Raw genomic sequence first — 26,980 nt, forward strand, 5'->3', positions numbered from 1 at the left:
GGATGGATGGTATGGATCGGGGCACTCCATCTCCGCAAGCTGGTCAATGGGCGGGCCTACACCACGTCGGCGAAGGCCTTGCGGGTCTTCATGAACCAGGCGAAGCCGAGCCAGGCGATCCCATAGGCGACCGCGGTGGACAGCAGCCACTCCAGGGGGTTCGGCACCGTGCCCCAGAACAGCACGTCGCGCGCGCCCTCCAGCAGCAGCGTCAACGGGTTCAGCTGGATGATCGGCCGATACGCCTCGGGGATCGCCGACACCGGGTAGAAGATCGGGCTGATGAACATCAGGATGGTCACCAGGACGCTGACCATCTGCTTGATGTCGCGCAGGAACACGCCCAGCGACGACAGGAACCACGTGACGCCCAGCGCGAACAGGCACAGCGGAAGCAGGATGAGCGGAAAGAGCAGGATGGTCAGGGGCGGCAGGCCGAACACCGCCAGGGCGAAGGCCTCCAGGATGATGAAGCCGATGGTCGCGTTGGCGAGCGCCACCAGCAGGATCACCGCCGGCAGGATCTCCAGCGGAAAGACCACCTTCTTGATGTAGCTGACATTCTCGAGCATCAGCCCGGGCGCCCGGGCCAGGCATTCCGAGAAGATGGTGAACAGCACCAGCCCCGAGAACAGCAGCAGGGCAAACTCCGCCTTGCTTCCCGTGGAGGCTCCCCAGCGGGCCTGGAAGACGACGGTGAAGACGAAGGTGTAGACGGTCATCATCAGGAGCGGCGTCAGCACCGCCCAGACCAGGCCCAGCAGCGACCCCCGGTAGCGCGCCTCCAGGTCGCGCTGCGCCAGACGCAGGATCAGGCGGCGGTGCTGCCAGAGGGATGCCAGGGGAGCCGCGGCCCCCGGGAGGCCGCGGGAGGCGGAGGCCGTGCGTGGTGGCGTGGCGATCACTTCGGAGGGCCTTTTTCAAACGGAACCGAGCAAACCGGACGAGTCCCCGCCGGCTCCCCGACCGGGAGGCGCACTCTAGAATCCCGCTCCCGCAAAGGCAACACACCCCCATCCCCGGCCCCATCCCGGCACAGCCACCGGGCGGGGGCCGCCGGGCAGGATCATTCCGGCGCCGCGACCAACCCCCTGGCGCCGAGAAGGCCCAGCTCCTCCTTCAGGGTCCTGATCTTCTCCTGCGCCTCCCGCCACTGCCGCCGGTTCTCCTCGGCACCGGGTCCGTAGGACTGGACGGTGTTGGAGCCGTCGATGCGCCAGTAGTAGGTGCCGACGAAGCGGTCCAGCCCCTCGAAATCGGCCGGGTACTTGGCGCAGGTGCGCAGCAGGAAGTCGTAGTCCTCCAGCCGCGTCATGGTTTCGTCGAAGCGCAGGTCCTCCGCCGCGATCTTGCTGCGGTCGAGCACGAAGCTGTGGATCGGGCAGAAGTTGTCGAGGAACAGGTCGCTCAGCCCGGACCCTTTGAAGTTGTTGCGCGTGGTGGCCAGCACGAACTCGTAATGCTTCAGGGGCATGACGTGCTTCACCGCGATGCGCCCGAAGGCAATGGCCGCCTCCGACGCCTGCAGGCGGCCGATCAGGTGCGTGTAGGCGTGGGAATAGATGACGTCGTCGTAGTCGAGGATGGCGATGTAGCGCCCCGTCCCGATCCGGAACCCCTCGTTGATGAGGCGCGAGCGGTGGTCGCCCGGCGCCGGCGGAACGTAGTTGTGGACGATCGGCCGACGGTGCCTCTCGTTCCAGGCGAAGCGCGACACCAGCCGCTCCACGGCCTGCACGTCGTCATTGGAGAAGCCCTGCAGCACCAGGATCGGCTGCACGGCCGGATGGGTCTGCCCGTGGAGGCAGAAGAGCGCGCGCAGCAGCGTCTCGCCCTTGCTGGCGTCGTGGAAGCGGACGATGACGTCGATGGTGTGGTTGTCGTTCGGCATGGGGGCGCGGCGGTTCTTCACCAACGGGTAAGGGCAAAGCTGAAGGCGTGGTCGAAGTCGGGAATGTCCCCCGGCGCCTCGATCACGGGCAGGCTTTCCAGGTCGGGCAACTCGGCGGGGCTGCTCGCCACGCCGTTGCTGACCAGCAGCTGTTCGGTGTACTCGCGGAAGGCCGGGTTGCCCCACTTGCGCGCCAGATAACGGCCGGCCAGCAGCATCTCCTTGAAGCGCCACGGTTCATGCCCGCGGTCGGAGACGTCGTGGTGGAAGATGGCGGTCGGGCAGATGCGCGTGCGGAAGCCGGCCAGCCGGACCCGCCAGGAGAGATCCACGTCCTCGCAGTACAGGAACATGTGCTCGTCGAAGCCCTGGGTCGCCTCGAAGATGGCGCGCGGCATCAGGAAGCAGGCGCCCGACACCCAGGGCGTGTCGAACGTGTCCGGCTCGTACCACTTCGGATGCTCCTCGGGAAACTGGATGGCTTCCAACAGGCTTTCGCCCTGGTCGGCCACCGCCATGCGCAGCAGCTGCACCAGGCAGTCCGGGTGCAGCAGGCCGTCCGGGTTGACCCCCAGGTAGAAGTCGGCGCCCGCCTGGAAAGCGCGGCGCATCAGCGCGTTGTGGCCCTTGCCGAAGCCCAGGTTGGCGTCGGGCTTTTCGTAATGCACGGCCTCGGGCAGGGCAGCGGGGTCGAAGGGAGCGCCGCCGTTGTCGAGCAGCGCCACGTCCACCGTGATTCCGTCCGGCAGGGCCGAGGCCGCGAGGCGGATCGAGCCCACAAGCTCGGCGATCTGAGGGGCCTCGTTGTCGTACAGCACGATCCCCGCGGTCAGCCGCAACGGCCCCTTCAGCTCGGTCCCCACACCGAGCGCCGCCGCCACCACCGTCTCATCCACCGTGCCGGGCAGGCAGAAGCCCTTCACCGGACCCTTGGTCAGGTAATGCAGCAGCGGGTTGTCCACCCCGTCCGGCGTGATCTGCGCGTACAGCCTCATGTCGAAGCGCGGGTTCGGGTTGCGCAGTTCGGCGGCGCCGGACTCGATGAAATGCACCAGGGGATTGGCGCCGGACGCCGCCACGTCGGGGTTGGTGCTGAGATAGTAGACGCTGTCGAACAGCGGGTGCGGATCGCGGTTCGCCCAAGCGCCAATGGTCAGGTAGTGCACGAGCGGGTTGACTCCGCTGGCCACCACACCGGGGTTGGTCCGCAGATAGTAGGCGCTGTCGAACAGCGGGTGCGGGTTGCGCCCCTCCCAGGCCCCGTGCTCCAGATAATGCACGAGCGGGTTGGCCCCGCCGGCCGCCACGTCGGGGTTGGTGCGCAGGTAATAGGCGCTGTCGAACAGAAGATGCGGATTGCGCTTCTCCCAGGCCCCATGCGCCAGATAATGGACCAGCGGATCCATGCCGGTCGCCGCCACGTCGGGGTTGGTGCGCAGGTAGTAGGCGCTGTCGAACAGCGGGTGCGGGTTGCGCCCCTCCCGCGCGCCGTGCGCGATGTAGTGGAGCAGCGGATGAGCCCCGCCGGCCGCCACGTCGGGGCTGGTGCGCAGGTAGTAGGCGCTGTCGAACAGCGGGTGCGGGTTCCGGCCTCCCCAGGCACCGACGGCCAGGTAATGCACCAGGGGATTGGCGCCGCTGGCGGTCACATCGGGGTTGGTGCGCAGGTAATGGGCGCTGTCGAACAGCGGGTGCGGGTTGCACCCTTCCCACGCGCCGTGCGTGATGTAGTGGAGCAGGGGGTTGATCCCGTCGGCCGCCACGCTGGGGTTGGTGCGCAGGTAGTGGGCGCTGTCGAACAGCGGGTGCGGGTTGCACCCTTCCCGCGCGCCGCGCTCCAGATAATGGAGCAGGGGGTTGGTCCCGTCGGCCGCCACGTCGGGGTTGGTGCTGAGATAGTAGGCGCTGTCGAACAGCGGGTGCGGGTCCCGCTTCTCCGAGGCGCCGACGGCCAGGTAATGCGCCAGGGGGGTGGTCCCGTCCGCCGCCACCTCGGCCGCCGCGCCGGGGTTGGCGCGCAGGTAATGGGCGCCGTCGAACAGCGGGTGCGGGTTGCGCCCCTCCCGCGCGCCTTGTTCGATGTAATGCACCAGGGGATTGGCACCGCCGGCCGCCACGTCGGGGTTGGCGCGCAGGTAATAGGCGCTGTCGAACAGCGGGTGCGGGTTCCGGTTCTCCCAGGCACCGATGGTCAGATAGTGCACCAGGGGATTGACGCCGGCCGCGGCCACGTCGGGGTTGGTGCGCAGGTAATAGGCGCTGTCGAACAGCGGATGCGGGTTCCGGTTCTCCCAGGCGCCGACGGCCAGATAGTGCCCCAGGGGGTTGACGCCGGCCGCCGCCACGTCGGGGTTGGTGCGCAGGTAATAGGCGCTGTCGAACAGCGGATGGCTCGTACCACCCTCCCGCAAGCCGTGCCACAGCTGCCGCAGCGACGACGACGGGTTGCAGCGCACGATTTCGGCCCAGAGGATCAGGCGGTCGCTCTGCCTTGTCCAGCCGCTCCGGCGCAGCCGTGCGGCAGCCCTGCCCATGCGAAGGGCGGCGGCGTCGTTCCAGCGGCGCTTCGGCAACACCGGCGTGACGGCACCCCTTGAGGCGCCGCTGGACGCTGGGACCCGGCCCGACCCGGCATGTCCGGCTTCGGCGACGAACGCGCGCAGGCGGTCGATTTCCCTCTTGGCGACGAGAAGCACCTCGTGGGTTTCCGCCAGGGCGGCCAGCTCCCGGTCCTTCGCGGCAATGCTTCCGTTCAGCGCCTTGATGCTGGTGTCGCGCTGCTCCAACGTGTGGTTCAGGGCGTCGACGTCGCCGTTGCGCGCGATCAGCGATTGGGTGAGCGTGGCGATGTCGTTGTCGCGCTGTTGCAGGACGGCGGTCAGATGCTCGGCCTGCTCGGTCAGATGGCGCAGGCGCAGCTGGTCGTTCAGCGGCGCGCCGAACCGCGCGAAGATCCGGCGGACGCTGTCGAGGCGCTCCGGATCCTGGGCGGCCTCCATCAGGCGTTTGAAAGGCTCCGGCAGATTCCGGCCGACGGCGAGCACGCCCAGCCCGTTGGAATGCAGGAACAGGAAACCCGGATGGTTCCGGCTGACCTCGTCCCAGAATTGCCAGACGCCGAAGCCGCGTTCGCGCACGTTGGTGTCGTGGAACAGGACCACGGCGCGGTCGCTCAGCTTGGGAAGCCACGTCTCGAAGTCGTGGCGGACCGCCTCGTAGGTGTGCAGCCCGTCGATGTGCAGCAGGTCGACGCTGCCATCGGCGAACTGCGGCAGCGCCTCGTCGAAGGTCGTGCGGACCAGACGCGAAAAGCGGCCGTATCGCGGGTTGTGATAGGCCGACAGCCTTTGATAGATGGCGTCGGCGTAGAAGCCGGCGTGCTCGTCGCCCTGCCACGTGTCCACCGCGTAGCAGGCGGTTTCCACCCCAAGCGCGTCCACCGCCTGACAGAAGGCGAGGTAGGAATTGCCGGTGTGCGTGCCGAGTTCGACGAGCGTGCGCGGACGCAGCGCATCGATGGCCCAGAAGGCGAAGGGGATGTGCCCCACCCAGGCGTCCGGATCGCTCAGGCGCTCCGGAAACCAGAAGCAGGGATCGGACAGCAGGCTGTGAAGATCCCCGCCTTCCGCGCGGTCGGTTTCGGGCAGGGCGGGGGTTTCAGGCATTCTCGGCAAACCCTGACTGATGGTCCGGCTGGTGGACGACGAGGTCGATGGCGTGCATCGGCAGGCCGACGAGGCCGCGCGACACGTGGCTCGACACGACCTTGAGGAACAGGGCCTCGTCGATCCAGTGGTGCTGGACGTGATCGTCCCGCGTGCCGGCCGCGATGGCCACGCTCATGGCGTAGTCGCCGGCCGGCAGGTAGGGGAACTGGAACTGGAAGCTGGCGGAGAAGCCCTGCCCGGCGCGCACCGTGACGGGCGTCTCGCGGAAGGTGATGTAGGTGTTGTCGCCGAACAGCGTCTGCCCCAGCCGGTCCTTGACGACGAAGCCGACGATCGGGCTGTCGATGTCCGTGTGCGCGGCGGCGTCCACGCGCAGGATCACCTCCTCGCCGCCGTAGAGCGCGTCCAGCCTGGCGCCGGCGGGATCCTGGAGGCGCACGCCTTCGATGGTGGCGCCGCGGCTGCCGAACCAGGGGGCGTCCGGGTTGAAGTCGAAAAGCTCGATCTCGTTGCGGGCCGTGGATTCCTTGAGGACGTCGTGCCGCACGTCGGGCTTCGCCCTGACCGGCCCCTCCGGCGGGCGGCGGCTGCCGCCGATGCGGAAGGAGGTGTCGTCCTGCTCGCTGTACAGCGCGGCGAGGTAGCTGTGGCAGACCTCCTTGGCCGGTCCCGTCTCGCGCAGGAAGCCGCGGTCGATCCACACCGCGCGGTCGCACAGGTTGATGACGCTGGAGGCGTCGTGGGAGACGAACAGCAGGGTGCCGCGCTCCTTGAACTGCCGGATGAAGCGCATGCACTTCTGCGTGAAGGCGACGTCGCCGACCGACAGGATCTCGTCCACGATCAGGATGTCGGCGTCCACATGGGCGGCCACCGCGAAGGCGAGCCGGGCGTACATGCCGCTGGAGTAGAGCTTGACCGGCTGGTCGATGAAATCGCCGATGCCGGCGAAGGCCTCGATGGCGGCGTAGCGCTCGTCGATCTGGCTGCGCTCCAACCCCAGCACGGAGGCGGCGAGATAGACGTTCTCGCGGCCGGTGAATTCCGGGTTGAAGCCGGCGCCGAGTTCCAGCAGGGCGGCGATGCGCCCCGTCACCGCCACCTCGCCACGGGTCGGGGTCAGCGTGCCGCAGACCATCTGCAGGAAGGTGGACTTGCCCGACCCGTTGCGGCCGATGATGCCGACCGTTTCGCCGCGCCGGATCTCCAGATCAACGCCCTGCAGTGCCCAATACTCGTCGTAGAACTTGCGACGGTTGCGCCAGAGCATCTGCTTGATGCGGTCTTCGGGCTTCTTGTAGATGGTGTACGCCTTGCCCAAGCCCTTGACGCTGATCGCGATGTCAGACGGCATCCAAAAGGTCCGATTGTGGCGGGGTCGCGGCGGGCGGCCGACGGGTTCGATCCATGGCGTTCGCACATTTATCGAAGCTTGCCTGCCAAGTCCACTCCGGATCATCCAGTCCGGATCACGGGGCAAGGCCGGCCCCCCTTCCACGTCGCGACACCCGCGCCCCGCCGGGGCGCGGGCGCTCGGGATCAGGCCGACCTGATCCAATAGACACCGATTCCGTCGATGTCCTTGATGCTGTCCTCGATGCCGCGGGCGGCGCGGAAATCGTGCACCGCCTGCTTGCAGGCGGCCACCGCCCCGTAGTCGTCCACGATGATCACGCCACCGGGCGACACCTTGTCGTACAGGGCCTCGAAGGTCTCGATGGTGGACTGGTACATGTCGCCGTCGAGGCGCAGCACCGCCAGCCGCTCGATCGGCGCGCCCGGCAGGGTGTCCTTGAACCAGCCCTTGAGGAAGCGGACCTGGTCGTCGAGGAGGCCATACTTGCTGAAGTTGGACTTCACCTCGTCCAGGGACACCGCCAGTTCGGAGAAGGTGCTGTGCACGTCCCCTTCATCGACGGGATAGTGTTCCGGGTCGGGCGGCGGCAGGCCTTCGAAGGAATCCGCCGCCCAGACGAGGCGGTCCGTGACGCCGTAGGCCTTCAGGATGGCCCGCATGAAGATCGTGGTGCCGCCCCGCCAGACGCCGGTCTCGATGAGGTCGCCCGGAACACCGTGCTTGAGCACATGCTCGACGGCGGTGCGCACGTTGTTCATGCGCAGTTCCCCGATCATCGAATGGGCCTTCAGCGGCCAATCGAGGCCACCCCGGCGCCGTTCCGGAGCAAATGTGGGTTCGGACCAGGGATCGTGCGAAGGATCCTCATAGATGGCGCCAACCAGGCACCGGACCATCAGATCCAGGTACAGCGAACGACTCTCGTCCATCATGCGCTCTTTCAGCCGGCAATGTCGGGCAAACGCCCATTCATGGTCTCAGTTGGCGGCACGTTAGCCCGAACGCTTGTCTTTGGTAAGGCCTGAAACGGCGTCCGCAAGCCGGGAACGGACGCGGTCCTCACCGGCCGGGCCGATGCTTCCCATGCACGCGCGTGCGAAGGGTCGCCCTTGTGGAACGCCCCCTCGCACGGCTGTCTCCGTTGGGTTCTTGGCAAGCCGGTCCTGACGAATGCGGCGGCCCGCGCCGTCCCTATTCGGTCAGGCTCAGCAGGTAGCGGCCGTACTCGTTCTTCTTCAGCGGCTCGGCGAGGCGGCGCACCTGCTCGGCGTCGATCCAGCCGGAGATGAAGGCGATCTCCTCCGGGCAGGCGATCTGCAGGCCCTGCCGGTGCTGGATGGTGCGGACGAACTCGGCCGCCTCCAGCAGGCTGTCGTGGGTGCCGGTGTCGAACCAGCCGTAGCCGCGGCCCATCTGCTCGACCGACAGGCGGCCGGCCTCCAGGTAGGCGGCGTTGACCGAGGTGATCTCCAGCTCGCCGCGCGGCGACGGCTTCACCGCCGCGGCGATGTCCAGCACGTCGTTGTCGTAGAAATAGAGCCCGGTGACCGCCCACTTGGAGCGCGGGTTGACCGGCTTCTCCTCGATGCTGAGCGCGCGGCCCTGCTCGTCGAACTCGACCACGCCGTAGCGTTCCGGGTCGCGGACGCCGTAGGCGAAGACGCGGGCGCCCTGGGTGTTCTCGCCGGCGGCGCGCAGCAGGTTGGTCAGGCCGTGGCCGTAGAAGATGTTGTCGCCCAGCACGAGCGCGCAGCTGTCGTTGCCGACGAACTCGCGGCCGATGATGAAGGCCTGGGCCAGCCCGTCGGGCGAGGGCTGCACCGCGTAGGTCAGGTTGATGCCCCACTGCGCGCCGTCGCCGAGCACGGCCTGGAACAGCGCCTGGTCGTGCGGCGTGGTGATGATCAGGATGTCCTGAATCCCCGCCAGCATCAGCGTGCTGAGCGGGAAATAGATCATCGGCTTGTCGTAGATCGGCAGGAGCTGCTTGCTGACCGCCCGCGTCACCGGATAAAGCCGGGTGCCGGACCCGCCGGCCAGGATGATGCCCTTCATGATCGCGCCGCCTGTCGTGAAGTCTTCTTAGGATGCCGGGGAGGAGAGCAGCTCGTCGAGCACGCGGTCCAGGCTGTCTTCCCAGCGCGGGGCCTCGATGCCGAACGCGGTCCGGATGCGCGCGCAGTCCAGCCGGGAGTTGGCCGGGCGGCGGGCGGGAGTGGGATACTCGGCCGTGGTGATGGCCAGCAGCCGCGGACGCCGGCCGGTGGCCGCCTCCAGCCGCTGGAAGACGCGCTCGGCGAAGCCGTGCCAGGTCGTCTCGCCGGTGCCGGTGAAGTGGTAGGTGCCCCAGGGAACGTCGCGTCCGGGGTCCTTGGCGGCGGCGATGCGCCCGGCGATGGCCACGATCGCGGCGGCGATGTCGGACGCCGCCGTCGGCGCGCCGTGCTGGTCGGCGACCACGCGCATCTCCTCGCGCTCGCGCCCGAAGCGCAGCATGGTCTTGACGAAGTTGGCCCCGTGCGCGGCGTAGACCCAGGAGGTGCGCAGGATCACGTGGCACGGGCAGGCCGCGCGCACCGCCGCCTCGCCGGCCTCCTTGCTGGCGCCGTAGGCGCCGAGCGGGGCGACCGGGTCGTCCTCCGTGTAGGGCGCCGGCTTGGTGCCGTCGAACACGTAGTCGGTGGAGATGTGGACCAGCGGCACGCCGCGCGCGGCGCAGGCCGCGGCCAGCCGGGCCGGGCCGTCGCGGTTGACGGCGAAGGCCGCGTCGCGGTCGCTCTCGGCCTTGTCCACGGCGGTGTAGGCGGTGGCGTTGACGACGAGGTCGGGGGCGTGCGCCGCCACCGCCGCGTCCACCGTCTCCGGCCGGGCCATGTCGACGTCCGGACGGGCCAGCCCGACCAGTTCCGTGCCCGGCGGCCAGGCGGCCCGCATCAGCTCGGTGCCGACCTGCCCGCTGGTGCCGAGGACGAGGATCTTCATGCCGCGTCGAGCCCCAGCCGCTCGCCGCGGTAGGAGCCGTTCAGGATGGCTTCCCACCAGGACCGGTTCTCCAGGTACCATTCGACCGTCTTGCGCAGGCCGGTCTCGAAGGTCTCCTGCGGCTTCCAGCCCAGCTCGCGCGTGATCTTGGAGGCGTCGATGGCGTAGCGCTTGTCATGGCCCGGGCGGTCGGCGACGAAGGTGATCAGCCGGTCGTGCGGCGCGCCGGCCGGGGCCAGCTCGTCCAGCAGCGCGCACAGGGTGCGCACCACGTCCAGGTTGGTGCGCTCGTTGTAGCCGCCGATGTTGTAGCTCTCGCCGATCACGCCCTTCTCCAGCACCAGCCGCAGGGCGCGGGCGTGGTCCTCGACGTAGAGCCAGTCGCGGACGTTGTCGCCCTTGCCGTAGACCGGCAGCGGTTCCCCCTTCAGACCCTTCAGGATCATCAGCGGGATCAGCTTTTCCGGGAAATGGTAGGGGCCGTAGTTGTTCGAGCAGTTGGTCAGGACCACCGGCAGGCCGTAGGTCTCGTGCCAGGCCCGGACGAGATGGTCGGAGGACGCCTTGCTGGCCGAATAGGGCGAGTTCGGGCTGTAGGCCGTCGTCTCGGTGAAGAAGCCCTCGTCGCCCAGCGTGCCGAACACCTCGTCGGTGGAGATGTGGTGGAAGCGGAAGGCCGCGCGCTCCTCGGCCGGCAGCCCCATCCAGTAGCCGCGCACCGCCTCCAGCAGGCGGAAGGTGCCCACGACGTTGGTCTGGATGAACTCGCCCGGCCCGTCGATGGAGCGGTCCACGTGGGACTCCGCGGCCAGGTGCATGACGGCGTCCGGCCGGTGCTCCGCGAAGACGCGGCGCAGCTCCTCCCCGTCGCAGATGTCGACCTTCTCGAAGGCGTAGCGGGGGTTTTCCGCAGCGCCCGGCAGCGAGGACAGGTTGGCGGCGTAGGTCAGCTTGTCGACGTTGACGACGAAGGCGTCGGTCTCGGCCAGAAGTTGACGCACGACGGCCGAACCGATGAAACCGGCTCCACCCGTGACGAGGATACGCTTCATCAAGACACCTGCCCCCTTTACCAACAAGTCGTCAACACCGCGTCAGAAACACTCGCCCAGTTCCGCCAGCCGCGGATGCTTGAGATCCTTGTCCGACAGCAGGGCCTTGTCCGTCGCGACCGGCCAATCGATGCCCAGATCCGGATCGTTCCACAGCAGACCCCGGTCATGCGCGGCCGAATAGAAGTTCGTGACCTTGTATACCACTTCGGTATTAGGTTCCAGTGTGCAAAATCCGTGCGCAAAGCCGATGGGAACGAAAATCTGGTTCCATTCCTCGGCGCTGATGACCGCGCTGACGTGCTGGCCGAAGGTGGGCGAGCCCCGGCGGATGTCCACCGCCACGTCCAGGATGGCGCCCCGGACGACGCGCACCAGCTTGTCCTGCGCGAAGGGCGGCAGCTGGAAATGCAGGCCGCGCACCGTGCCCACCTCCGCCGAGAGGGACTGGTTGTCCTGCACGAAGTCGTAATGCAGCCCGGCCGCCTCGAACGCCTTCTTGCTGTAGGTCTCCGAGAAGAAGCCGCGATGGTCACCGAACTTCTTCGGCCGGATGATCTTCACGTCGGGGATGGCGAGAGCGGTGACATCCATGGGTCAGGTGCTTTCCTTGTCGAGCCAGGGCTTGAGGACGCGGGGAGGAAAGGCCAGTCCGAAATCCTCGGCGTCCAAGGACAAATTTGGGTTGTAATACGGATCCTGCGCCAGACGATCGCCCCAGCGCCGGCGCATGTAATTGACCTCGCTCATAAAGCGCTGAACTTTGTCGGGCGCCGTGTCGGGACCGCGCGACGCGGATTCCAGATGGTACAGCTCGGCGAAGGGCGTCCAGACGACCAGATAGCCCCGGTCGCGGATGCGCAGGCAGAAGTCCACGTCGTTGAAGGCGACGGCCAGGTTCGCCTCGTCCAGGCCGTCGACCTCCTCGAACACGGCCCGGCGCATGATCAGGCAGGCCGCGGTGACGCAGGACAGGTTCTGCGTCAGCTGGGCGCGGCTGAAATAGCCGTGGGCGTCGCGGGCCAGCCCCTTGTGCCCATGCCCGGCCACGCCGCAGATCCCGGTGACGACGCCGGCGTGCTGGACCGTCCCGTCCGCATAGTAGAGCTTGGCGCCGACGGCCCCCACCTCGGGGCGCAGCGCGTGGCTCACCATCTCCTTCAGCCAGTCGGCCCCGATCACCTCGATGTCGTTGTTGATCAGGCCGATCACCGAGCCGGTCGCCTGCGCCACGGCGAAGTTGTTGATGGAGGAGTAGTTGAAGGGCGCCTCGTAGCGCAGGATCCGCACCCGCGGCTCGTCCTTCAGCGTGTCGAAGTAGGCGAAGGTCTTCGCCTCCTCGCTGTTGTTGTCCACGATGATGATTTCGAGGTCGGGGTAGTCGGTGCGCTGGAGCAGCCCGTCCACGCAGCCCTTCAGCAGGCCGACCTTGTCGCGCGTCGGCACGATCAGCGACACGCGGGGCAGCGGGTCGGGCAGGGCGTAGCGGATGCGGGTGAAGCGGTGGGTGGAGGGCGAGGTCTCGACGCTGGCCTGGACGCCGCGCCGCTGGAAATGCTCGGTCAGCGCGCGGTGGGCCGCCGCCGTGGCGCGCGGCAGGTCGACCGTGGAGAAGGCGGCGGACTCCGCGAAGACCCGCCAGTGGTACAGGATCGCCGGGATGTGGCGGATGCGGGCCGGCGTGGTGGCCTCCACCGCACGCAGGGTCAGGTCGTAGTCCTGGCTGCCCTCGAACCCCTCGCGGAAGCCGCCGATCCGCTCGATCAGCGAGCGGCGGAACACGCCGAGGTGGTTGACCATGTTCTGGCCGTGCAGCAGGTCGAGGTTGAAGTCCGACTTGAAATGCGGGTCGTGGCGCCGCCCCCTGGCGTCGATCTTGTCCTCGTCGGAATAGAGGATGTCGGCGTCGGGATGGCGGTTCAGCTCGACCGCGACCATGTAGAGCGCGTGCGGGGTCAGGCGGTCGTCGTGGTCCATCAGGGCCACGAACTCCCCGGTCGCCAGCTCCAGGGCGCTGTTGCTGGCGGCCGAGATGTGGCCGTTCGCTGCCCGCCGGACCACCTTGATGCGACGGTCCCGGGCCTGGTACTCGGCGAGCAGCGGGGCGATGTGCGGCGCCGTGGAGGCGTCGTCGGCGATGCACAGCTCCCAGTCGGGATAGAGCTGCGCCAGCACGGAGTCCAGCGCCTCGCGCAGGTAGGCTTCCGGCGTGTTGTAGACCGGCATGACCACGGAGATCAGCGGACGCCGCGCCAGCCGCGCCGCGTCGGCCCGGATCGCCGCAAGCTCCTCGGGATCCAGCGTGTCGTACAGCCGCACCCAGGTCTCGTAATCGGCCGCCCGGTCGCCCGGCAGCAGATCCTGGGCGACCTGCTGCTTGGTCGCCTGCCAGCCGTGCCGCACCAGATGCGCCAGCAGGCGCCGCGGGTTGCGCCGGGCGTAATCCAGCAGCAGGTGGGTCCGCCCGATCTCGCGGATCGTGAAATCGGCGATCTCGAAGGACATCGGCCGGGTGGCGGGGTCGAAGCGCAGCGCGAGGGTCTTCGGCGGCAGCAGGGCGAGCTGGTTGACCTCCCCGATGGTGTCGACCGGCAGGCGGATCGCCGTCCGCTCGTCGAAGCCCTGTCCGCCGTCGGCGTAGAGAAGGGGCGTCAGCGGGGCGGACGCGCGCAGCACCTTGTAGGAGATGACGCACCAGCGGCTGGGCAGCCGCCCGCGGCTGGACTGCAGCAGGAAGGCGGGGTCGCCGCCGGTGCTCTCGTAGCCTCCGCCGTCGGCGGGCTTGATGTCGCTGTGCGGCACCAGGGTCATCCGGTGGACGCAGCGGCGGTAGGCACGGTTCACCTCCTGGTAGACGCGGCCGCATTGGCGCACGGGGGCCGACAGCCTCCAGGAGGTCGAGGAGAGGAGGGAGCCGATCTGGTACTCGCGCTGCGCCAGGAGGTCGCGCAACTCGTCGGTCGTCCGCTTCTGCACGGCCAGCTCCAGATCCTGCCGGCGCAGGCGATCCTCGGCATCGGCCAGGGCGCGGGCGCGGTCGGCGGCCTCCGTGTCCAGATGCCGCAGCCGCTCTTCCAGCTCCTGGACGGCCTCGGCCTGGACCGCGCCTTCGCCCAGCCGCTCGAACAGGCGCCGCACCGTGTCCAGCGCTTCGCCGCCCTCCGCCTGCACCGCGAACAGCGCGCGCACCGCGTCGGGCACGTCCTCGCCGAGGCCGAGCACGCCGAGCCCGTGGGCGTGCAGGAAGGCGAAGGACGGATGCGCCGCCGACACGTCCTCCCACAGCCGCCACACGCCGGCATCGCCCCGTCGCTCCGCGATGCCGTGGAACAGCACCACGCCGCGGCGGCTCATCTTCGGCCGCCAGGTCTCGAAGTCGTGGCGCACCGCGTCGTAGCTGTGCCGCCCATCGATGTGCAGCAGGTCGATCGAGCCGTCGTCGAATTCCGAAACGGCCTCGTCGAAGGTCATCCGCATCAGGCGCGAGAAGGCGCCGTAGCGGGGGTCATGGTGCGCGGCGAAGGTCCGGTAGACCTCCTCGCCGCCATGGCCGGCCTGCGGGTCGCCGGTCCAAGCGTCGTTGGCCCAGGCGTCGTCAGCCCAGGTATCGACCGCGGCGCAAGCCGTCGGCAGGCCAAGATGCCGCACCGCCTGGCAAAAGGCGGCGTAGGAGTTTCCGCTGTGCGTTCCAAGCTCGACGAAGCGCGCCGGGCGCAGCGCGTCCATGATCCAGAAAGCAAAAGGCGTATGACCAAGCCAAGGCGGCGGGGCAGTAACGAGTTCCGGGGAGAGCAGGCTGATCGACCGGAACAAGCGGCCCGGAGCATCGGAAGCCGGAGCCTTCACACGCAAATCCACAGTCGCCTCTTGTTCTGCCCTGCCCCACACGGCAAACGGAGCCCTTGCGGTCTCTGATGGGTATGACGATCACATATCCTGTATTGAAAGGTGCGCTGTCAAACCCGATCGCCTGCCCCTTGCGTCTTCCCGCAGCGGCCGGCGGCAGACATACGCTGACACTCAGGGGAATGCAAGGCGGTGGTCCGCACCCTTGCTGCGATGCGGCATCCGGCCGGCTCAGCCCCCGTTCCCGCCCCGCGAGGCCGCGTCCCGCAAGGCGTCGGCCAGCTGCGGCGCGGTGACGGAAAGCGCGTAGCGGTCTTCCACCAGCCGCCGGCCGGCGGCGCCCATGCGGGCGCGCAGTTCCGGATCGGCGGCCAGCCGGCCAAGCGCGTCGGCCCAGGCGTCCTCGCCCTCGGCCAGGAAGCCGTTCACGCCATGCCGCACCAGGCTGGTGTTGACGCCGACCGGGGAGGCGACGACCGGCCGGCCGGCCGCCATGTACTGGATCAGCTTGTAGCCGCACTTGCCGCGTTCCCACGGGCTGTCCGGCAGGGGCATGATGCCGATGTCGAGGCGGCCCAGCTCCTCGGTCTCGCTCTCCTCGCGCCACGGCACGCAGACCGCCGGCACCGGCATGATGGGGGGCAGGGCGGCCTCGGACGCCCCGATGACCCGCAGCCGCACGGCCGGCCCGAGCCGGGCGAGCGCATCCCCGACCATGCCGAGATAGCGCGCCGTGGACGGCGAACCGATCCACCCCACGGTCGCCGGGCCGTCAGACGTGCCGGGGAAGGGAAGCAGCGGGTAGCGCGCGGGATCCACCACCGTCGGCAACAGGCGGACGTCGGGGCAGCCGGCGCCGCGCGCCCAGTCGGCCAGATAGGGGTTGCCGGCCAGCACGACCCGCGCCTTGCGGGCGAGCGTCGCGAACTTGCCGCCGAGCACAGCCCGCACCGGCGCCAGCCGGTGGCCGGCGTAGCGTTCGAACCAAGCGTCGTCGATGTCCATGACGTAGGGAACGCGGCCGAGCCCCGCCGCCGCTTCGGCCGCGAAGGGCAGCCAGGGCAGGGCTTCCTTCTCCAGCCAGACCAGGTCGTGGCGCCGCGACGCCCGCAGCGCCGTGATGCGCCGGGCGTAGGCGGCGGCGATCCGGCGCCGGTCGGCCGGCCCCCCGCTGTAGAGCCTGCGCAGGTAATCGTCGTCGAGCAGCGGGGCTTCGGTCACCTGGAAACCCGCGTCGCGCAAGGCCGGCAGGTAGGCGAGGAAGCGCAGCCGGCTGCTCGCCCCCAGCCGGCTGTAGCGGGTCAGCATCAGGATCGATGGACCGGTCACCGCGGGCGGTTCCCGTGCCGTCCGTTCCGTTGCAAACCGCGCTTGGTCATCATGGGGGACCGGGTGGAGTTTCTGTTGGAAAGGGCGGTTCGATCGGGCCGTCTGGGGCGGGCCGCCTGGAATGTTGTCGCGACCGGACGGGGGGAGCGCTTGGAGTCTTGTCGCGTCCCCCCGCGGTGGCGGTCAGCGCATCAGTTGCGCCATCTTGCGCTCCGGAATCGGCGGGGGCGAGGGGTGCAGGAGAAGCCCGTGCTCCTCCACGTCGACCCGCGCGTCGGGGTAGACGGCAAGGGCCAGTTGCAGAGCCTCGATGAAGCGCTTCCGGAAATCGCGCAGCCGGGCGTAGCCGGCGCCGAACTGCTCGAACACCGCCGGCCAGGTGATGGTCGTCGACTTGCTCAGGCTGTGCAGCCGGTAGGCCAGCCAGATGTAGATGTCGATGCTCGTGCTGTTGTTCTGGATGTGCCGCAGCGCCGGTTCCCAAATGGGCACCGGATGAGCCTTCAGTTCGCGGAAGAAGGCTTCGGAGAGCAGGACGCGGTCTTCCCACAGCGTGCCTTGCGGGGAATTGTGCTCCGACGAGAAATGGATGCCGCCCTTGACGATCGAGTCCTTCTCGAAGCCCAGGCTGTTGGCGTCCTCCCAGGCGAAGGTCAGGTTGCAGGCGGCGATGCGCGAGGCCTGTTCCCGGATGTCCCGGTAGGTCTGGCCGCCCACGGACAGGCCCATGCGGTCCAGCCAGTCGTGCATGCTGCGGCCCAGCTCGACCTCGCGGCTGTCGGTCTGGAGGGCGCGGGTCTGCAGGTAAAGCAGGATCATCCGCGCACGGCTTCCATAAGGAACGCCGTAGAGCTTGAAGCCGCCGCCGCGAACCGGCAGTCGACCGGGCTCGATCAGCAGACGAATCCGGTGGCCTCGCCTTTCCCAAGGCTGGTCGTCCGGCAGGCGGCGGTGCGGAAGAGCGGTCAAGGCAAAGCCTGAATAGGTAATGCCAAGCTCTTGCCGTTCTTCCTCCAAGACCGCCGCAGCGATGTCGATCAGCGAGCGCTGCTCCGGATCGGTCTGGAGTGCTTTCGCCTGCTCGCGACCCACCTGACTGATCAGGCGATGCAACTGGCCCATAGCGCGCTGTTCTCGCCGTTTGTTCCAGGTCAACTTAGGTTTCGATCCATAACACGGCAGGTAGACGGCGGCAATTTGGAATCTTGTCGCGCAGACTATTTGTAAGGTTACTAGATTCACCTATTTGTTTGAGCGACAAGACTCCAGTAGAGAATCGCGAGTCGCGCGACAAGAGTCCAGGAATCCCGCGACAACACTCCAGGGGATAACCCGTTCCACCTGTGGAAGCTTGGGGTGACGCGACAAAACTCCAGATTTAGCCTTGCGAATCGCGGGTTTGCGGCGACTCGGCCGCTCCGGCGATTCGCCGCGCGACTCGCCGGAGCGGCCGGCGGGCCGCGCGGCGGCCCTGTCTGGCGCGGATTTACCGCGGCAGCGGTCCGGCCGGGCGGGGGAGACGGGGGCGGGGGCGCGACAAGACTCCAACCCTCTCCGCCTCCCCGGGGCCTGCGGCGGCGTCTGGTTTCAGGCGAAGAAGCGGCGGCGGAAATCGGCGATCGTGCGCGCCAGCCCCTCGCGCAGCGGCACCGTCGGCTCCCAGTCCAGCAGGGCCTTGGCCTTGGTGATGTCCGGGCGGCGCTGCCGGGGGTCGTCCTGGGGCAGCGGGCGGTGTTCGATGGCCGAGCGCGAGCCGGTCAGCGCGATCACCTGCTCGGCCAGCTCCAGCATGGTGAATTCGCCGGGGTTGCCGATGTTGATGGGGCCGGTGATCGCCGGATCGCTGTCCATCAGCCGCACCATGCCGTCGATCAGGTCGTCGACGTAGCAGAAGGAGCGGGTCTGCGCGCCGTCGCCGTAGACGGTGATCGGCTCGCCCCGCAGCGCCTGCATGATGAAGTTGGAGACGACGCGGCCGTCGTTGGGGTGCATGCGCGGCCCGTAGGTGTTGAAGATGCGCATCACCTTGATCGCCAGCCGGTGCTGGCGGTGGTAGTCGAAGAACAGCGTCTCGGCGCAGCGCTTGCCCTCGTCGTAGCAGGACCGCGGGCCGATCGGGTTGACGTTGCCCCAGTATTCCTCCGGCTGCGGGTGGACGACGGGGTCGCCGTAGACCTCGCTGGTCGAGGCCTGGAGGATGCGCGCGTTCAGCCGCTTGGCCAGCCCCAGCATGTTGATGGCGCCGTGCACGCTGGTCTTGGTCGTCTGCACCGGGTCGTGCTGGTAATGCACCGGCGAGGCGGGGCAGGCGAGGTTGTAGATCTCGTCCACCTCCACATAGAGCGGGAAGGTGACGTCGTGCCGGATCGCCTCGAAGTGCGGGTTGCCCAGCAGGTGCGTGATGTTGCTCCGCGACCCGGTGAAGTAGTTGTCGGCGCACACCACCTCGTCGCCGCGCGCCAGCAGGCGCTCGCACAGGTGCGAGCCGAGGAAGCCGGCCCCGCCGGTCACCAGGACGCGTCGATTGTAGCTGCGAATTCCGGCCATGGGGCCCCTCTCGGCAACGGTTTGGACCATTCCGGCCGCGCCGTCGTCGGGGACGGCGGCCGGGACTCCGAGGGGGAGGAATGCGCGCGCCGGCGGCCGGATGTCCAGATGTTTGGGCCGCGATATTTTGCGGCGGGATCAGGCGCCGGGGATGCCCCCGGGGATGTCGTCGAGGATGCCCCGGGCGCGCAGGTCCTCCACCACCCGCAGGGCGAGCGCGTCGGCGTCCTCCGCCGTGGTATCGAGCCGCAGGTCGGGCGCGTCCGGCCGCTCGTAGGGGGAGTCGACGCCGGTGAAGTTGCGCAAGGCGCCGGACCGCGCCTTGGCGTAAAGCCCCTTGGGGTCGCGCCGCACGCACTCCTCCAGCGGCGTGTCCACGAACACCTCCAGGAACAGGCCGTCGGGGAACAGGGCGCGCAGGGCCTCCCGCTCGGCCCGGAAGGGGGCGATGAAGGCGCAGAGCACGATCAGCCCGGCCTCCGTCATCAGCTTCGCCACCTCGCCCACGCGCCGGATGTTCTCGACCCGGTCGGCATCGGTGAAGCCCAGATCGCGGTTCAGCCCCAGCCGGACGTTGTCGCCGTCCAGCATCATCGTGTGGTGGCCGAGCGCGTGCAGCCGCCGCTCCACCCGGTTGGCGACGGTGGACTTGCCGGCGCCGGACAGGCCGGTGAACCACAGGACCGCCGGGCGCTGCCGCTTGGCCGCGGCGCGTTCCGCCGACGACACGGCCAGTTCCTGGCGGTGCAGGTTGGCGGCGCGGCGCAGCGGGTGCAGGATCATCCCGGCGCCGACCGTCCGGTTGGAGAAGCGGTCCACCAGGATGAAGGAGCCGGTGTGGCGGTTCGCCGCATAGGCGTCGAAGGCGATCGGCGCCGCCGTGGACAGGTTGCACAGCCCGACCGCGTTCATCACCAGCGTCGCGGCGGCGGTGTGCTCCAGCGACTCCACGTTCACCGCGTGGCGGAGCGCGGTGACGGTCGCCGGCACCCAGCGGGCCCCGGCCCGCAGCAGGTAGGAGCGGCCGGGGATCAGCGGCTCCTCCGCCATCCACAGCAGGTGCGCGGCGAACTGGTCGGCCACCTCCGGGCCTTCTTCAGGGCCGCTCAGCAGGTCGCCGCGCGCGGCGTCCACCGCCTCCTCCAGCGTCACGGTCACCGCGTCGCCGGCCCGGGCCAGGGGCACGTCGCCGTCGAAGGTGACGATGCGGGCGACGCGCGCGCGGCGACCCGACGGCCACACCGCCACCGCGTCGCCGGGCGCCAGGTGGCCCGACAGCACCGTCCCGGACAGGCCGCGGAAGTCCGGATCCGGACGGTTCACCCACTCCACCAGGAAGCGCAGCGGCCCGGCGGCACCGTCCGCGCCCTCGCCCTCCACCGCCGCCGTCTCCAGATGCTCCAGCAGGGCAGGGCCCTGATGCCAGGGCATGGCGACGGAACGCCGGACGACGTTGTCGCCGCGCCGCGCCGACAGGGGGATCGCCGTCACCGCGGCGAAGCCGAGCGGAGCGGCGAAGGCCGCGAAGTCCCGCGCGATGGCGGCGAAGACCGCCTCGTCGAAGCCGACCAGGTCCATCTTGTTGACCGCCAGAACGACGTGGCGGATGCCCATCAGGGAACAGACGACGGCGTGCCGCCGCGTCTGGGTCAGCAGGCCCTTCCGGGCGTCGACCAGCAGCACCGCGAGCGCCGCGTTGGAGGCGGCGGTGGCCATGTTGCGGGTGTACTGCTCGTGCCCCGGCGCGTCGGCGACGATGAAGCTGCGCCGGTCGGTGGCGAAGAAGCGGTGGGCGACATCGATGGTGATGCCCTGCTCGCGCTCGGCCTCCAGCCCGTCCACCAGCAGCGAGAAGTCGATCCCGCCCTCCTCGTCGGCGCGGCCGCGGCTGTCGCGCCGGGCCTGCGCCAGCTGGTCGTCGGGCACCAGCCCGGCGTCGTGCAGCAGCCGGCCGATCAGCGTGGACTTGCCGTCGTCCACCGACCCGCAGGTGAGGAAGCGCAGCAGCCCCCGTTCGGGAATGGGCGCGGCGGCGGAGTTGGAACCGGCCGTCATCAGAAATAGCCCTCCCGCTTCTTGCGCTCCATGGAGGCCGGCTCGTCGCCGTCGATCAGGCGCCCCTGACGTTCGGAGGTCCGCGACGCGCGCATCTCCGCGATGATGTCCTCCACCGTCGCGGCGTCGGACTCGATGGCCCCGCTCAGCGGGTAGCAGCCGAGCGTGCGGAAGCGGACCCGGCGCATCTCCGGCACCTCGCCGGGGTTCAGCGGCAGGCGGTCGTCGTCCACCATGATCAGCGTGCCCGCGCGGTGGACCACCGGGCGCTCCGCCGCGAAGTAGAGCGGCACCACCGGCAGCCCCTCCGCGGCGACGTAGCGCCAGACGTCCATCTCCGTCCAGTTGGACAGCGGGAAGACGCGGACCGACTCCCCCGGCCGGAGGCGCGTGTTCCACAGGCTCCACAGCTCCGGCCGCTGGTCGCGCGGGTCCCAGGCGTGGGCGGCGGTGCGGACGGAGAAGACGCGCTCCTTGGCGCGGCTCTTCTCCTCGTCGCGGCGCGCGCCGCCGATGGCCGCGTCGAAGCCGTGCCGGTCGAGCGCCTGGCGCAGCGCCTCCGTCTTCATGACGCGGGTGTGGACGGCGGAGCCGGAGCGGATCGGGTCGATCCCCCGCGCCACCCCGTCCTCGTTCCTGTGGACGATCAGGTTCAGCCCCAGCCGGCGCGCCGTCTCGTCGCGGAAGGCGATCATCTCGCGGAACTTCCACCCGGTGTCCACGTGCAGCAGCGGGAAGGGCACCGGCCCGGGGTGGAAGGCCTTGCGCGCCAGGTGCAGCAGCACGCCGCTGTCCTTGCCGATGGAATAGAGCAGGACCGGCCGGGCGAAGGCCGCCGCGACCTCGCGCAGGATGGCGATCGATTCCGCTTCGAGCAGCCGGAGGTCGTTTGGCAGGGTCGGCATCGCGTTCCCGCATTCCAAGGGGCAACCCGGCGGCGAACCGGGACGCGTGTGGGCTTACCGCAACCCCGGCCCTCCTGCCAAGGCCCCCGGCGGGGTGCTCAGCTTTGTTCTCGGGCCGGGCCGGTGCGGTCGGACGGCGGCGGGTGCAGCCGGGCCAGAAGGCCCGTCAGCCGCCCGATGGCGAGGCCGGTGAAGAGGCGCGCGGCGACTCCGCGGAAGGCCCGGCCGCGCGGCCCGCGCCGGACCAGGGCGGCCAGCAGGCGGCGGCCAGGGTGCGGGCCGGGCAGGAAGGTGGCCGTCGCCGCAGCTGTCGCCGTGACCGCGGCCGTGCCGCAGGGCGGGACGCGCCGGCGCAGCGTCTCGGCGAAGGCGGCGCGGCAGACCAGCTCGGCATCGGGCAGGCCGATCAGCAGGTGCAGCGGCCCGGCCAGCCGCCGGCGGGCCGTCGCCGACTGGGCCGCGAGCGCCAGGGCCGGGGCAAGCGCGAGCGAGGCCGCCAGCTTGGCCGCCAGCCGCAGGCCGGGCCGCCGCCGGTAGCCCAGGCTGTTCGACCCGTGCTGGACATAGTCGCCCAGCGACTGCGGCAGGTAGGCGATCCTGCCCTCCGCCGCGGCGCAGCAGGCGATCCAGTGGTCGTGGTAGGCGATCCGGCCGAGCGCCGGGAAGGGCAAGGCCAGCCGCAGCAGCGAGGCCCGGAACAGGCAGGCGCAGCCGGTGACGGCGTTGGCCATCAGAAGCGCGTCGAGGCTGTCGTGGCGGCTGTCCAGGCCGGGCCAGAAGGTTTCCGACACGACCCGGCCCGCGCCGTCCACCACCCGCATGTTGCCGAAGGCCAGGACGGCGCCCCCTTGCCCACCATCATCCTTCAGGGCGCCGATCAGGGCGGCGATCCGGCCGGGCGCCCAGCGGTCGTCCTGGTCGGCCAGGGCGACGAACTCCGCCTCCGCCGGGACGCGGCCCAGCGCGCGCTCGAAGTTGCGGTAGAAGCCGAGGTTGACCGTGTTGCGCACCGGGCGGAAGCGGCCGTCGCCGGAGGTCGCCTCCAGGATGTCCCGCCAGTGGGCGTCGTCGGAGCCGTCGTCTTCGATCAGGCAGACCCAGCGTTCATGCGTCTGGGCGCGAATGGAGTCGACCTGCGCCCGGAACAGCGCCGGGTCGGGGTTGTAGGTGGCCATGGCGATGGCGACGAGCGGGCCGTCGCCGTGTGGCAGTGCGTCACTGGAAGCCGTCGCCGCGGGCTCCTCCACGGCGACCGTTCCCGCCGGCCACTCCTCGCGCGCGCCGTCCGTCCACTCCAGAACCAGGGTGGGCCGCAGCGCCTCCCCCGCGCGTGTCCCTGGGAGCGTGGGCGGGAGCGTGGCCAGCCCCCAGAAGCCGCAGGCGAGATCCGGGGCCAGCCCGTGGCGGCTCTGCGCGGCCTCGGCGTCGAGGCGGACGGTGTTCAGCCCCGTGGCCGGGAAGCGCGTCCCGCCGACCGTCACCGCGGCCGCGCGCAGCCGGGCACCCGGACGGGAGGCCCAGCCGGAAAAGCCCCAGATCAGATCATGGGGCGGTGAAATGCGGGGAGGCAGGCCGGGATCGAGATGCAGGAGGGTGGCGGGCATTCCTCGGCCTTTGGCCTTCGGCGGGACCGGTGCGGCGTTGACGGGGTGGACGGGGCGCGCACTGTAACAGCCCTCCGGGAGCGTGGCGAGGACGCTTCGCCATTCCGTCATTCCACCATTCCCAAGGCAGCCCGCCTTGTGGTTCTGTCCGCCGTGGCCCGCCCCGGATCGCGGCCGCCCCACGGAAAAACGGAACAGGGATCGGCGGATGTCCAGCCGTAAGCTCATCGGCCGCGGCTTTGTCGAGCGGGTCTCCATGGCGCCCGCCGGCGCGGCCTTCCGGCTGGAGCCGATCCTGATCGCGGTGCTGGCCGTCGCCTACTTTGCGCTGTTCGGCGGGCTGCTCCTGGCGCGGACGCCGCCCTTCGCCGCCCAGGACGAGGCCTTCCACTGGCAGCGCGTCCTGCAGATCGCCGACGGCCATCTGCTGGCGCAGACGCTGGGCCCCAATTCCTGGGGCGGGCCGATCGACCGGGCCGGCTATCTCCAGATGCTCTACCACATCGACCGCATCCAGAAGCACGGGCCGGTCGACCCGGTGGAGGCCCACGCCCTGTCCGACCACCTCGCCGCCCAGCCGCCGGCCGTCGAGGTGGTGTCCTTCCCCAGCTCGGCCAGCTTCGCGCCGCTCGCCTACCTGCCGCAGGCGGCGGCCGTCGCCGCGGCGCGCGCCGCCGGGCTGGGGCCGCTCGGCCAGATGCAGGCGGGGCGCGTCGGCAACCTGGCCGTCTACGGCCTGATGGTCGCCGCGATCCTGCGGGCGCTGCCGGCCGGGCGGGTGGCCGTCCTGGCCCTGGCGCTGTCGCCGGTGGCGCTGCAGAGCGCCTGCTCGCTGAGCGCCGATCCCCTGAACCTGACGCTGCCCGTCCTGATGCTGGCCCTGGTCTGGCGTCTGCGCGACCGCGGCATGCCGCTCGGCCGGGGGGAAGGGGCGGGGCTGGTCGCCCTGTCGGCGGCGCTCGGCCTGCTCAAGCTCACCATGGCGCCCTTCGCCGGCGCGGTGCTCTACCTGCCCGCGGCGGTCGCGGGGGGCAGCTGGCGGTCGCGTGTCACGTTGGGCGGCCTCTGCCTTGTGGTGGCGGTGGGCATCGCCGTCCTGTGGAACGCGGCCTATCCCTTCGTCCCCGGGCCCTACTGGGGCACCGGCGCCGACCCGGCGGCGCAGCTCGCCCGGCTGCGGGCCGACCCGACGGAGGCCCTGCGGGTGTTCGCCGCCACGGTGCGCGACTGGGCGGTGATGTGGTGGCGCGACGGCTACGGGCGCTACGGCGGCCACCCCCCGCCCTGGCACGGCTACGCGTCCGACCGCTGGGTGCTGCCGGCTTTCTGGGTGCTGATGGGCTTGGCGCTGTGCGACGGCCCATCCCGGCGGGACGCCGGCGACAGACCATCCCGGCGCGACGCCGGCTTCGCGGCCGGCTGCCTTGTCCCGGCGCCGGCCTACGCGCTGCTGGTCCTGGCGGCCTTCTGGGTCGGTTTCACGCCGGTGGGCTCCGCCACCGTGGACGGCGTCCAGGGCCGCTATTTCCTGCCCATGCACGCGCTGGTCCTGCTGGGGCTCGCCGCCGCGGCCGGCGCCTGGCGCCCCGCCGGGCTGCGCCGGGGCCTGCGGCTCGCCCTCTTCGCCGCCGCCCTGGCCCTGGGCGGCGCCGTGCTGGCGGAGGTCCTGGACGTCTGGAAGGGGCTGTGGCCTGTTGGCGGCTGAGGGCGGCGGCCGGCCCCAGTGGCTGACCTCCGGCGGGGACTGCTTCGAAAGGCGGTGGAAAATCGATCTCCGCGGGCATCCTGCGGCGGCGGGTGACGTCAGCGCGGTTGCCTGTCCGGCGATTATTCTGCTATTGCGGCGGTACTTTCCCCGCCGTCCGACACGATCGCCGGCCGGCCCCTTTTCAGGTTGTGAGCAGGATGCACATCGACTGGACCACCAGCAGCGCCGCGACCATCGACGCGGTTTGTCCCGCCTGCACCGATGCCAGCCCGAAGTCCGTCCGCCTGAACGTCCACTCGGCCGTTCCGCCCAACCCGCTGCTGCCCCTGGCCCTGTGCGGCCGCTGCGGCACCGCCTTCTTCCCGACGCTCCAGCAGCCGGAGTATGAGAGCGCGCAGGCGACCGACGCGGCGCTCGCCTTCTACCTGGAGCAGGGTGCGGGCATCGACGTGATGGCCGAGCCGCTGGCCGCCATCGACCCGTCCAAGGTCCGGCGCTACCTGGAGATCGGCTGCGGCTTCGGCTTCTCGCTCGACGTCGCGCGCACGGTCTTCGGCTGGTCGGTCCAGGGCATCGACCCCGGCTTCGCCGCCCGCGCCGGGCGCGAGCTTCTGGGGCTGGACATCTCGTCCATCTACCTGCGCACCCCGGCCGACGCCGGGCCCGAGCCGTTCGACCTCGTCCTCTGCTCCGAGGTGGTCGAGCACATCTTCGAGCCGCTGGGCTTCCTGTCCATTCTGCGCGGCGTCCTGGCGCCGGGCGGCACGCTGCTGCTGACCACGCCCAACGCCGGCGAGATCAAGCCCGAGACCTCGGCCGGCGTCCTGGTGCCGCTGCTCAGCCCCGGCTACCACGTGACCCTCTACAGCCGCGAGGGCTTCGAGGCGCTGCTGCGCCGGGCCGGCTTCACCGCCGTCTCGGTGGTCGAGCACGGGCCGACGCTGCGCGCGACCGCCTCGATGACGGAGGGGACGGCGGACCTGTCGCGCCGGCTCGACCGGGCGCGCTACCTCGACTACCTCGCCGAACGGTCGCGGACCGTCGCCGCCGACACCCCCCTGGGCCTCGGGCTGCGCTACCGCCGCTTCAAGGAGCTGACCCACGCCGGGCGCTTCGCCGAGGCACGGGAGGCGGCGGTCCCGGTGATCGAGGCGTGCCGCGCGCGCTGGGGCCTGGAGCTGGACAAGCCGGACGCCCTGCCGTCCATGGCCGACTGGCCGGCCGACATCGCGGGCTTCCACGACCGTGCCCCGTTCAGCCTGTGCGGCATCCTGTATTGCCTGGGCATGGCCGCATGGCTGCACGACGACGATCGCGAGCGGGCGCGCCTCTACTTCCAGGCGGCGGGAGAGGCCGGCGAGCGGGCGCGCGCCGCGTTGCAGGCGGCCGGCGCCGACGACGGCGAGACCGACGACCTCGCCTGGCGCGCCCGCGGCTACGCCGCCGGGATCCTGGCCTGGAGCGACCCGCTGGCGGCGGCCGGCGGCATCGAGCGGCTGGAGCGCGAGCCCAGCCCCGTTCTGGGCGAGCGCATTCCGCCCGCCATCCTGGGTGGCCTGCGCCGGCAGACCTTCACGGATCTGGTCAATCTGGGGCAATACGCCGCAGCCGACCGGCTCGCCCTGGGCGTCGAGGACGACCTCGTCCAGTGCGGACCGGAGGAAACGGCCTCGGCGGCCTTCGCGCTCGCCATCCTGTCCGTCAACCACCGCAAGGCGCTGAAGACGGCCGCCGGCTGGTTCGGAAAGGCCGCCGAGGCGAGCCGGGAGCGGGGCGGCCCGCTGCTGTGGCCGGCGCTCTACCACCAGGCCGAGGCCCTGGCCGCAGCCGGGCAGAAGCCGGCGGCGGCCGACGCGCTGCGCGGCCTCCTCTCCCCCGCGGCCGGCCTGCCGGCGGTGCCGGCCGACCTGCGCGCCCGCGCGGAGAAGCTGGCCCGCTCCCAACGGCTTTCCCTTTGACCACGCCCCCGTTTGGCCCCGTCCCCGTTTCTGTTCCCGTTTGACCGCGCCCCCCGTCTGATAGCGCCAAGGATGGCA

General features: G+C 70.2%; 18 protein-coding genes. 2 read left to right on the forward strand and 16 right to left on the reverse strand.

Annotated features, from left to right (window positions below; genetic code table 11):
- Positions 1-56: 56 nt before the first annotated feature.
- From J2851_RS20640 to J2851_RS20715, 16 genes are all read right to left on the reverse strand, one after another.
- Complete coding sequence (locus tag J2851_RS20640; RefSeq protein ID WP_307419984.1) at positions 57-905, reverse strand: ABC transporter permease; 849 nt, start codon at positions 903-905, stop codon at positions 57-59.
- 161 nt (positions 906-1,066) lie between these two features.
- Positions 1,067-1,891, reverse strand: a complete 825-nt coding sequence (locus J2851_RS20645) for a glycosyltransferase (protein ID WP_209768555.1) — start codon at positions 1,889-1,891, stop codon at positions 1,067-1,069.
- 17 nt (positions 1,892-1,908) lie between these two features.
- Positions 1,909-5,556 carry a class I SAM-dependent methyltransferase gene (locus J2851_RS20650; protein WP_209768556.1) on the reverse strand — a complete coding sequence of 1,216 codons (3,648 nt, stop codon included), beginning with the start codon at positions 5,554-5,556 and terminating at the stop codon, positions 1,909-1,911.
- Entirely contained in the window at positions 5,549-6,913 is a 1,365-nt protein-coding gene (locus J2851_RS20655; RefSeq protein WP_209768557.1) for an ABC transporter ATP-binding protein, read from the reverse strand. The genes J2851_RS20650 and J2851_RS20655 overlap by 8 nt, the downstream gene beginning before the upstream one ends.
- A gap of 185 nt (positions 6,914-7,098) precedes the next feature.
- Entirely contained in the window at positions 7,099-7,848 is a 750-nt protein-coding gene (locus J2851_RS20660; RefSeq protein WP_209768558.1) for a TylF/MycF family methyltransferase, read from the reverse strand.
- 259 nt (positions 7,849-8,107) lie between these two features.
- Positions 8,108-8,971: a glucose-1-phosphate thymidylyltransferase RfbA gene (rfbA, locus tag J2851_RS20665; protein ID WP_209768559.1), complete on the reverse strand. Its 864-nt coding sequence runs from the start codon at positions 8,969-8,971 to the stop codon at positions 8,108-8,110.
- A 27-nt stretch (positions 8,972-8,998) separates the two neighbouring features.
- Entirely contained in the window at positions 8,999-9,898 is a 900-nt protein-coding gene (rfbD, locus tag J2851_RS20670) for a dTDP-4-dehydrorhamnose reductase (RefSeq protein ID WP_209768560.1), read from the reverse strand.
- Positions 9,895-10,950, reverse strand: coding sequence for a dTDP-glucose 4,6-dehydratase (gene rfbB, locus J2851_RS20675; protein WP_209768561.1), 1,056 nt, complete (start codon positions 10,948-10,950; stop codon positions 9,895-9,897). Before rfbB ends, rfbD begins: the two co-directional genes overlap by 4 nt.
- A gap of 42 nt (positions 10,951-10,992) precedes the next feature.
- Positions 10,993-11,544 carry a dTDP-4-dehydrorhamnose 3,5-epimerase gene (gene rfbC / locus J2851_RS20680; protein WP_209768563.1) on the reverse strand — a complete coding sequence of 184 codons (552 nt, stop codon included), beginning with the start codon at positions 11,542-11,544 and terminating at the stop codon, positions 10,993-10,995.
- A gap of 3 nt (positions 11,545-11,547) precedes the next feature.
- Positions 11,548-14,676 (reverse strand): glycosyltransferase, encoded by a 3,129-nt coding sequence (locus tag J2851_RS20685; RefSeq protein ID WP_246500805.1) that lies wholly within the window; start codon positions 14,674-14,676, stop codon positions 11,548-11,550.
- Positions 14,677-15,027: 351 nt separating this feature from the next.
- On the reverse strand, positions 15,028-16,125 hold the full coding sequence (locus J2851_RS20690; RefSeq protein WP_307419988.1) for a glycosyltransferase family 4 protein: 1,098 nt from the start codon (positions 16,123-16,125) through the stop codon (positions 15,028-15,030).
- Between the two features lie 183 nt (positions 16,126-16,308).
- Positions 16,309-17,247 (reverse strand): replication protein RepA, encoded by a 939-nt coding sequence (locus J2851_RS20695; protein WP_209768565.1) that lies wholly within the window; start codon positions 17,245-17,247, stop codon positions 16,309-16,311.
- Between the two features lie 465 nt (positions 17,248-17,712).
- The gene (locus tag J2851_RS20700; RefSeq protein WP_209768566.1) at positions 17,713-18,672 is read right to left on the reverse strand and encodes a UDP-glucuronic acid decarboxylase family protein; all 960 of its coding nucleotides are present in this window, start codon (positions 18,670-18,672) and stop codon (positions 17,713-17,715) included.
- A 138-nt stretch (positions 18,673-18,810) separates the two neighbouring features.
- Positions 18,811-20,727 carry an adenylyl-sulfate kinase gene (gene cysC / locus J2851_RS20705; RefSeq protein WP_209768567.1) on the reverse strand — a complete coding sequence of 639 codons (1,917 nt, stop codon included), beginning with the start codon at positions 20,725-20,727 and terminating at the stop codon, positions 18,811-18,813.
- Complete coding sequence (cysD, locus tag J2851_RS20710) at positions 20,727-21,632, reverse strand: sulfate adenylyltransferase subunit CysD (protein WP_209768568.1); 906 nt, start codon at positions 21,630-21,632, stop codon at positions 20,727-20,729. The genes cysC and cysD overlap by 1 nt, the downstream gene beginning before the upstream one ends.
- Before the next feature lie 98 nt (positions 21,633-21,730).
- Entirely contained in the window at positions 21,731-23,236 is a 1,506-nt protein-coding gene (locus tag J2851_RS20715; protein ID WP_209768569.1) for a glycosyltransferase, read from the reverse strand.
- Positions 23,237-23,444: 208 nt separating this feature from the next.
- Here J2851_RS20715 and J2851_RS20720 point away from each other — a divergent pair, with 208 nt between their 5' ends.
- Both J2851_RS20720 and J2851_RS20725 read left to right on the forward strand, forming a co-directional pair.
- On the forward strand, positions 23,445-24,941 hold the full coding sequence (locus J2851_RS20720; RefSeq protein WP_246500806.1) for a DUF2142 domain-containing protein: 1,497 nt from the start codon (positions 23,445-23,447) through the stop codon (positions 24,939-24,941).
- A gap of 200 nt (positions 24,942-25,141) precedes the next feature.
- Positions 25,142-26,902 carry a class I SAM-dependent methyltransferase gene (locus J2851_RS20725; protein WP_209768570.1) on the forward strand — a complete coding sequence of 587 codons (1,761 nt, stop codon included), beginning with the start codon at positions 25,142-25,144 and terminating at the stop codon, positions 26,900-26,902.
- The last annotated feature ends 78 nt before the right edge of the window (positions 26,903-26,980 follow it).

Source organism: Azospirillum rugosum (assembly GCF_017876155.1).
In the GTDB taxonomy this organism is placed as follows: domain Bacteria; phylum Pseudomonadota; class Alphaproteobacteria; order Azospirillales; family Azospirillaceae; genus Azospirillum; species Azospirillum rugosum.

What these genes read in the sequence shown, in the direction of transcription:
- J2851_RS20645 (WP_209768555.1), bottom strand. Translation starts at nt 1,891, where the DNA reads ATGCCGAACGACAACCACACCATCGACGTCATCGTCCGCTTCCACGAC.
- J2851_RS20650 (WP_209768556.1), bottom strand. Translation starts at nt 5,556, where the DNA reads ATGCCTGAAACCCCCGCCCTGCCCGAAACCGACCGCGCGGAAGGCGGG.
- J2851_RS20655 (WP_209768557.1), bottom strand. Translation starts at nt 6,913, where the DNA reads ATGCCGTCTGACATCGCGATCAGCGTCAAGGGCTTGGGCAAGGCGTAC.
- J2851_RS20660 (WP_209768558.1), bottom strand. Translation starts at nt 7,848, where the DNA reads ATGATGGACGAGAGTCGTTCGCTGTACCTGGATCTGATGGTCCGGTGC.
- rfbA (WP_209768559.1), bottom strand. Translation starts at nt 8,971, where the DNA reads ATGAAGGGCATCATCCTGGCCGGCGGGTCCGGCACCCGGCTTTATCCG.
- rfbD (WP_209768560.1), bottom strand. Translation starts at nt 9,898, where the DNA reads ATGAAGATCCTCGTCCTCGGCACCAGCGGGCAGGTCGGCACCGAGCTG.
- rfbB (WP_209768561.1), bottom strand. Translation starts at nt 10,950, where the DNA reads ATGAAGCGTATCCTCGTCACGGGTGGAGCCGGTTTCATCGGTTCGGCC.
- rfbC (WP_209768563.1), bottom strand. Translation starts at nt 11,544, where the DNA reads ATGGATGTCACCGCTCTCGCCATCCCCGACGTGAAGATCATCCGGCCG.
- J2851_RS20685 (WP_246500805.1), bottom strand. Translation starts at nt 14,676, where the DNA reads ATGGACGCGCTGCGCCCGGCGCGCTTCGTCGAGCTTGGAACGCACAGC.
- J2851_RS20695 (WP_209768565.1), bottom strand. Translation starts at nt 17,247, where the DNA reads ATGGGCCAGTTGCATCGCCTGATCAGTCAGGTGGGTCGCGAGCAGGCG.
- J2851_RS20700 (WP_209768566.1), bottom strand. Translation starts at nt 18,672, where the DNA reads ATGGCCGGAATTCGCAGCTACAATCGACGCGTCCTGGTGACCGGCGGG.
- cysC (WP_209768567.1), bottom strand. Translation starts at nt 20,727, where the DNA reads ATGACGGCCGGTTCCAACTCCGCCGCCGCGCCCATTCCCGAACGGGGG.
- cysD (WP_209768568.1), bottom strand. Translation starts at nt 21,632, where the DNA reads ATGCCGACCCTGCCAAACGACCTCCGGCTGCTCGAAGCGGAATCGATC.
- J2851_RS20715 (WP_209768569.1), bottom strand. Translation starts at nt 23,236, where the DNA reads ATGCCCGCCACCCTCCTGCATCTCGATCCCGGCCTGCCTCCCCGCATT.
- J2851_RS20720 (WP_246500806.1), top strand. Translation starts at nt 23,445, where the DNA reads ATGTCCAGCCGTAAGCTCATCGGCCGCGGCTTTGTCGAGCGGGTCTCC.
- J2851_RS20725 (WP_209768570.1), top strand. Translation starts at nt 25,142, where the DNA reads ATGCACATCGACTGGACCACCAGCAGCGCCGCGACCATCGACGCGGTT.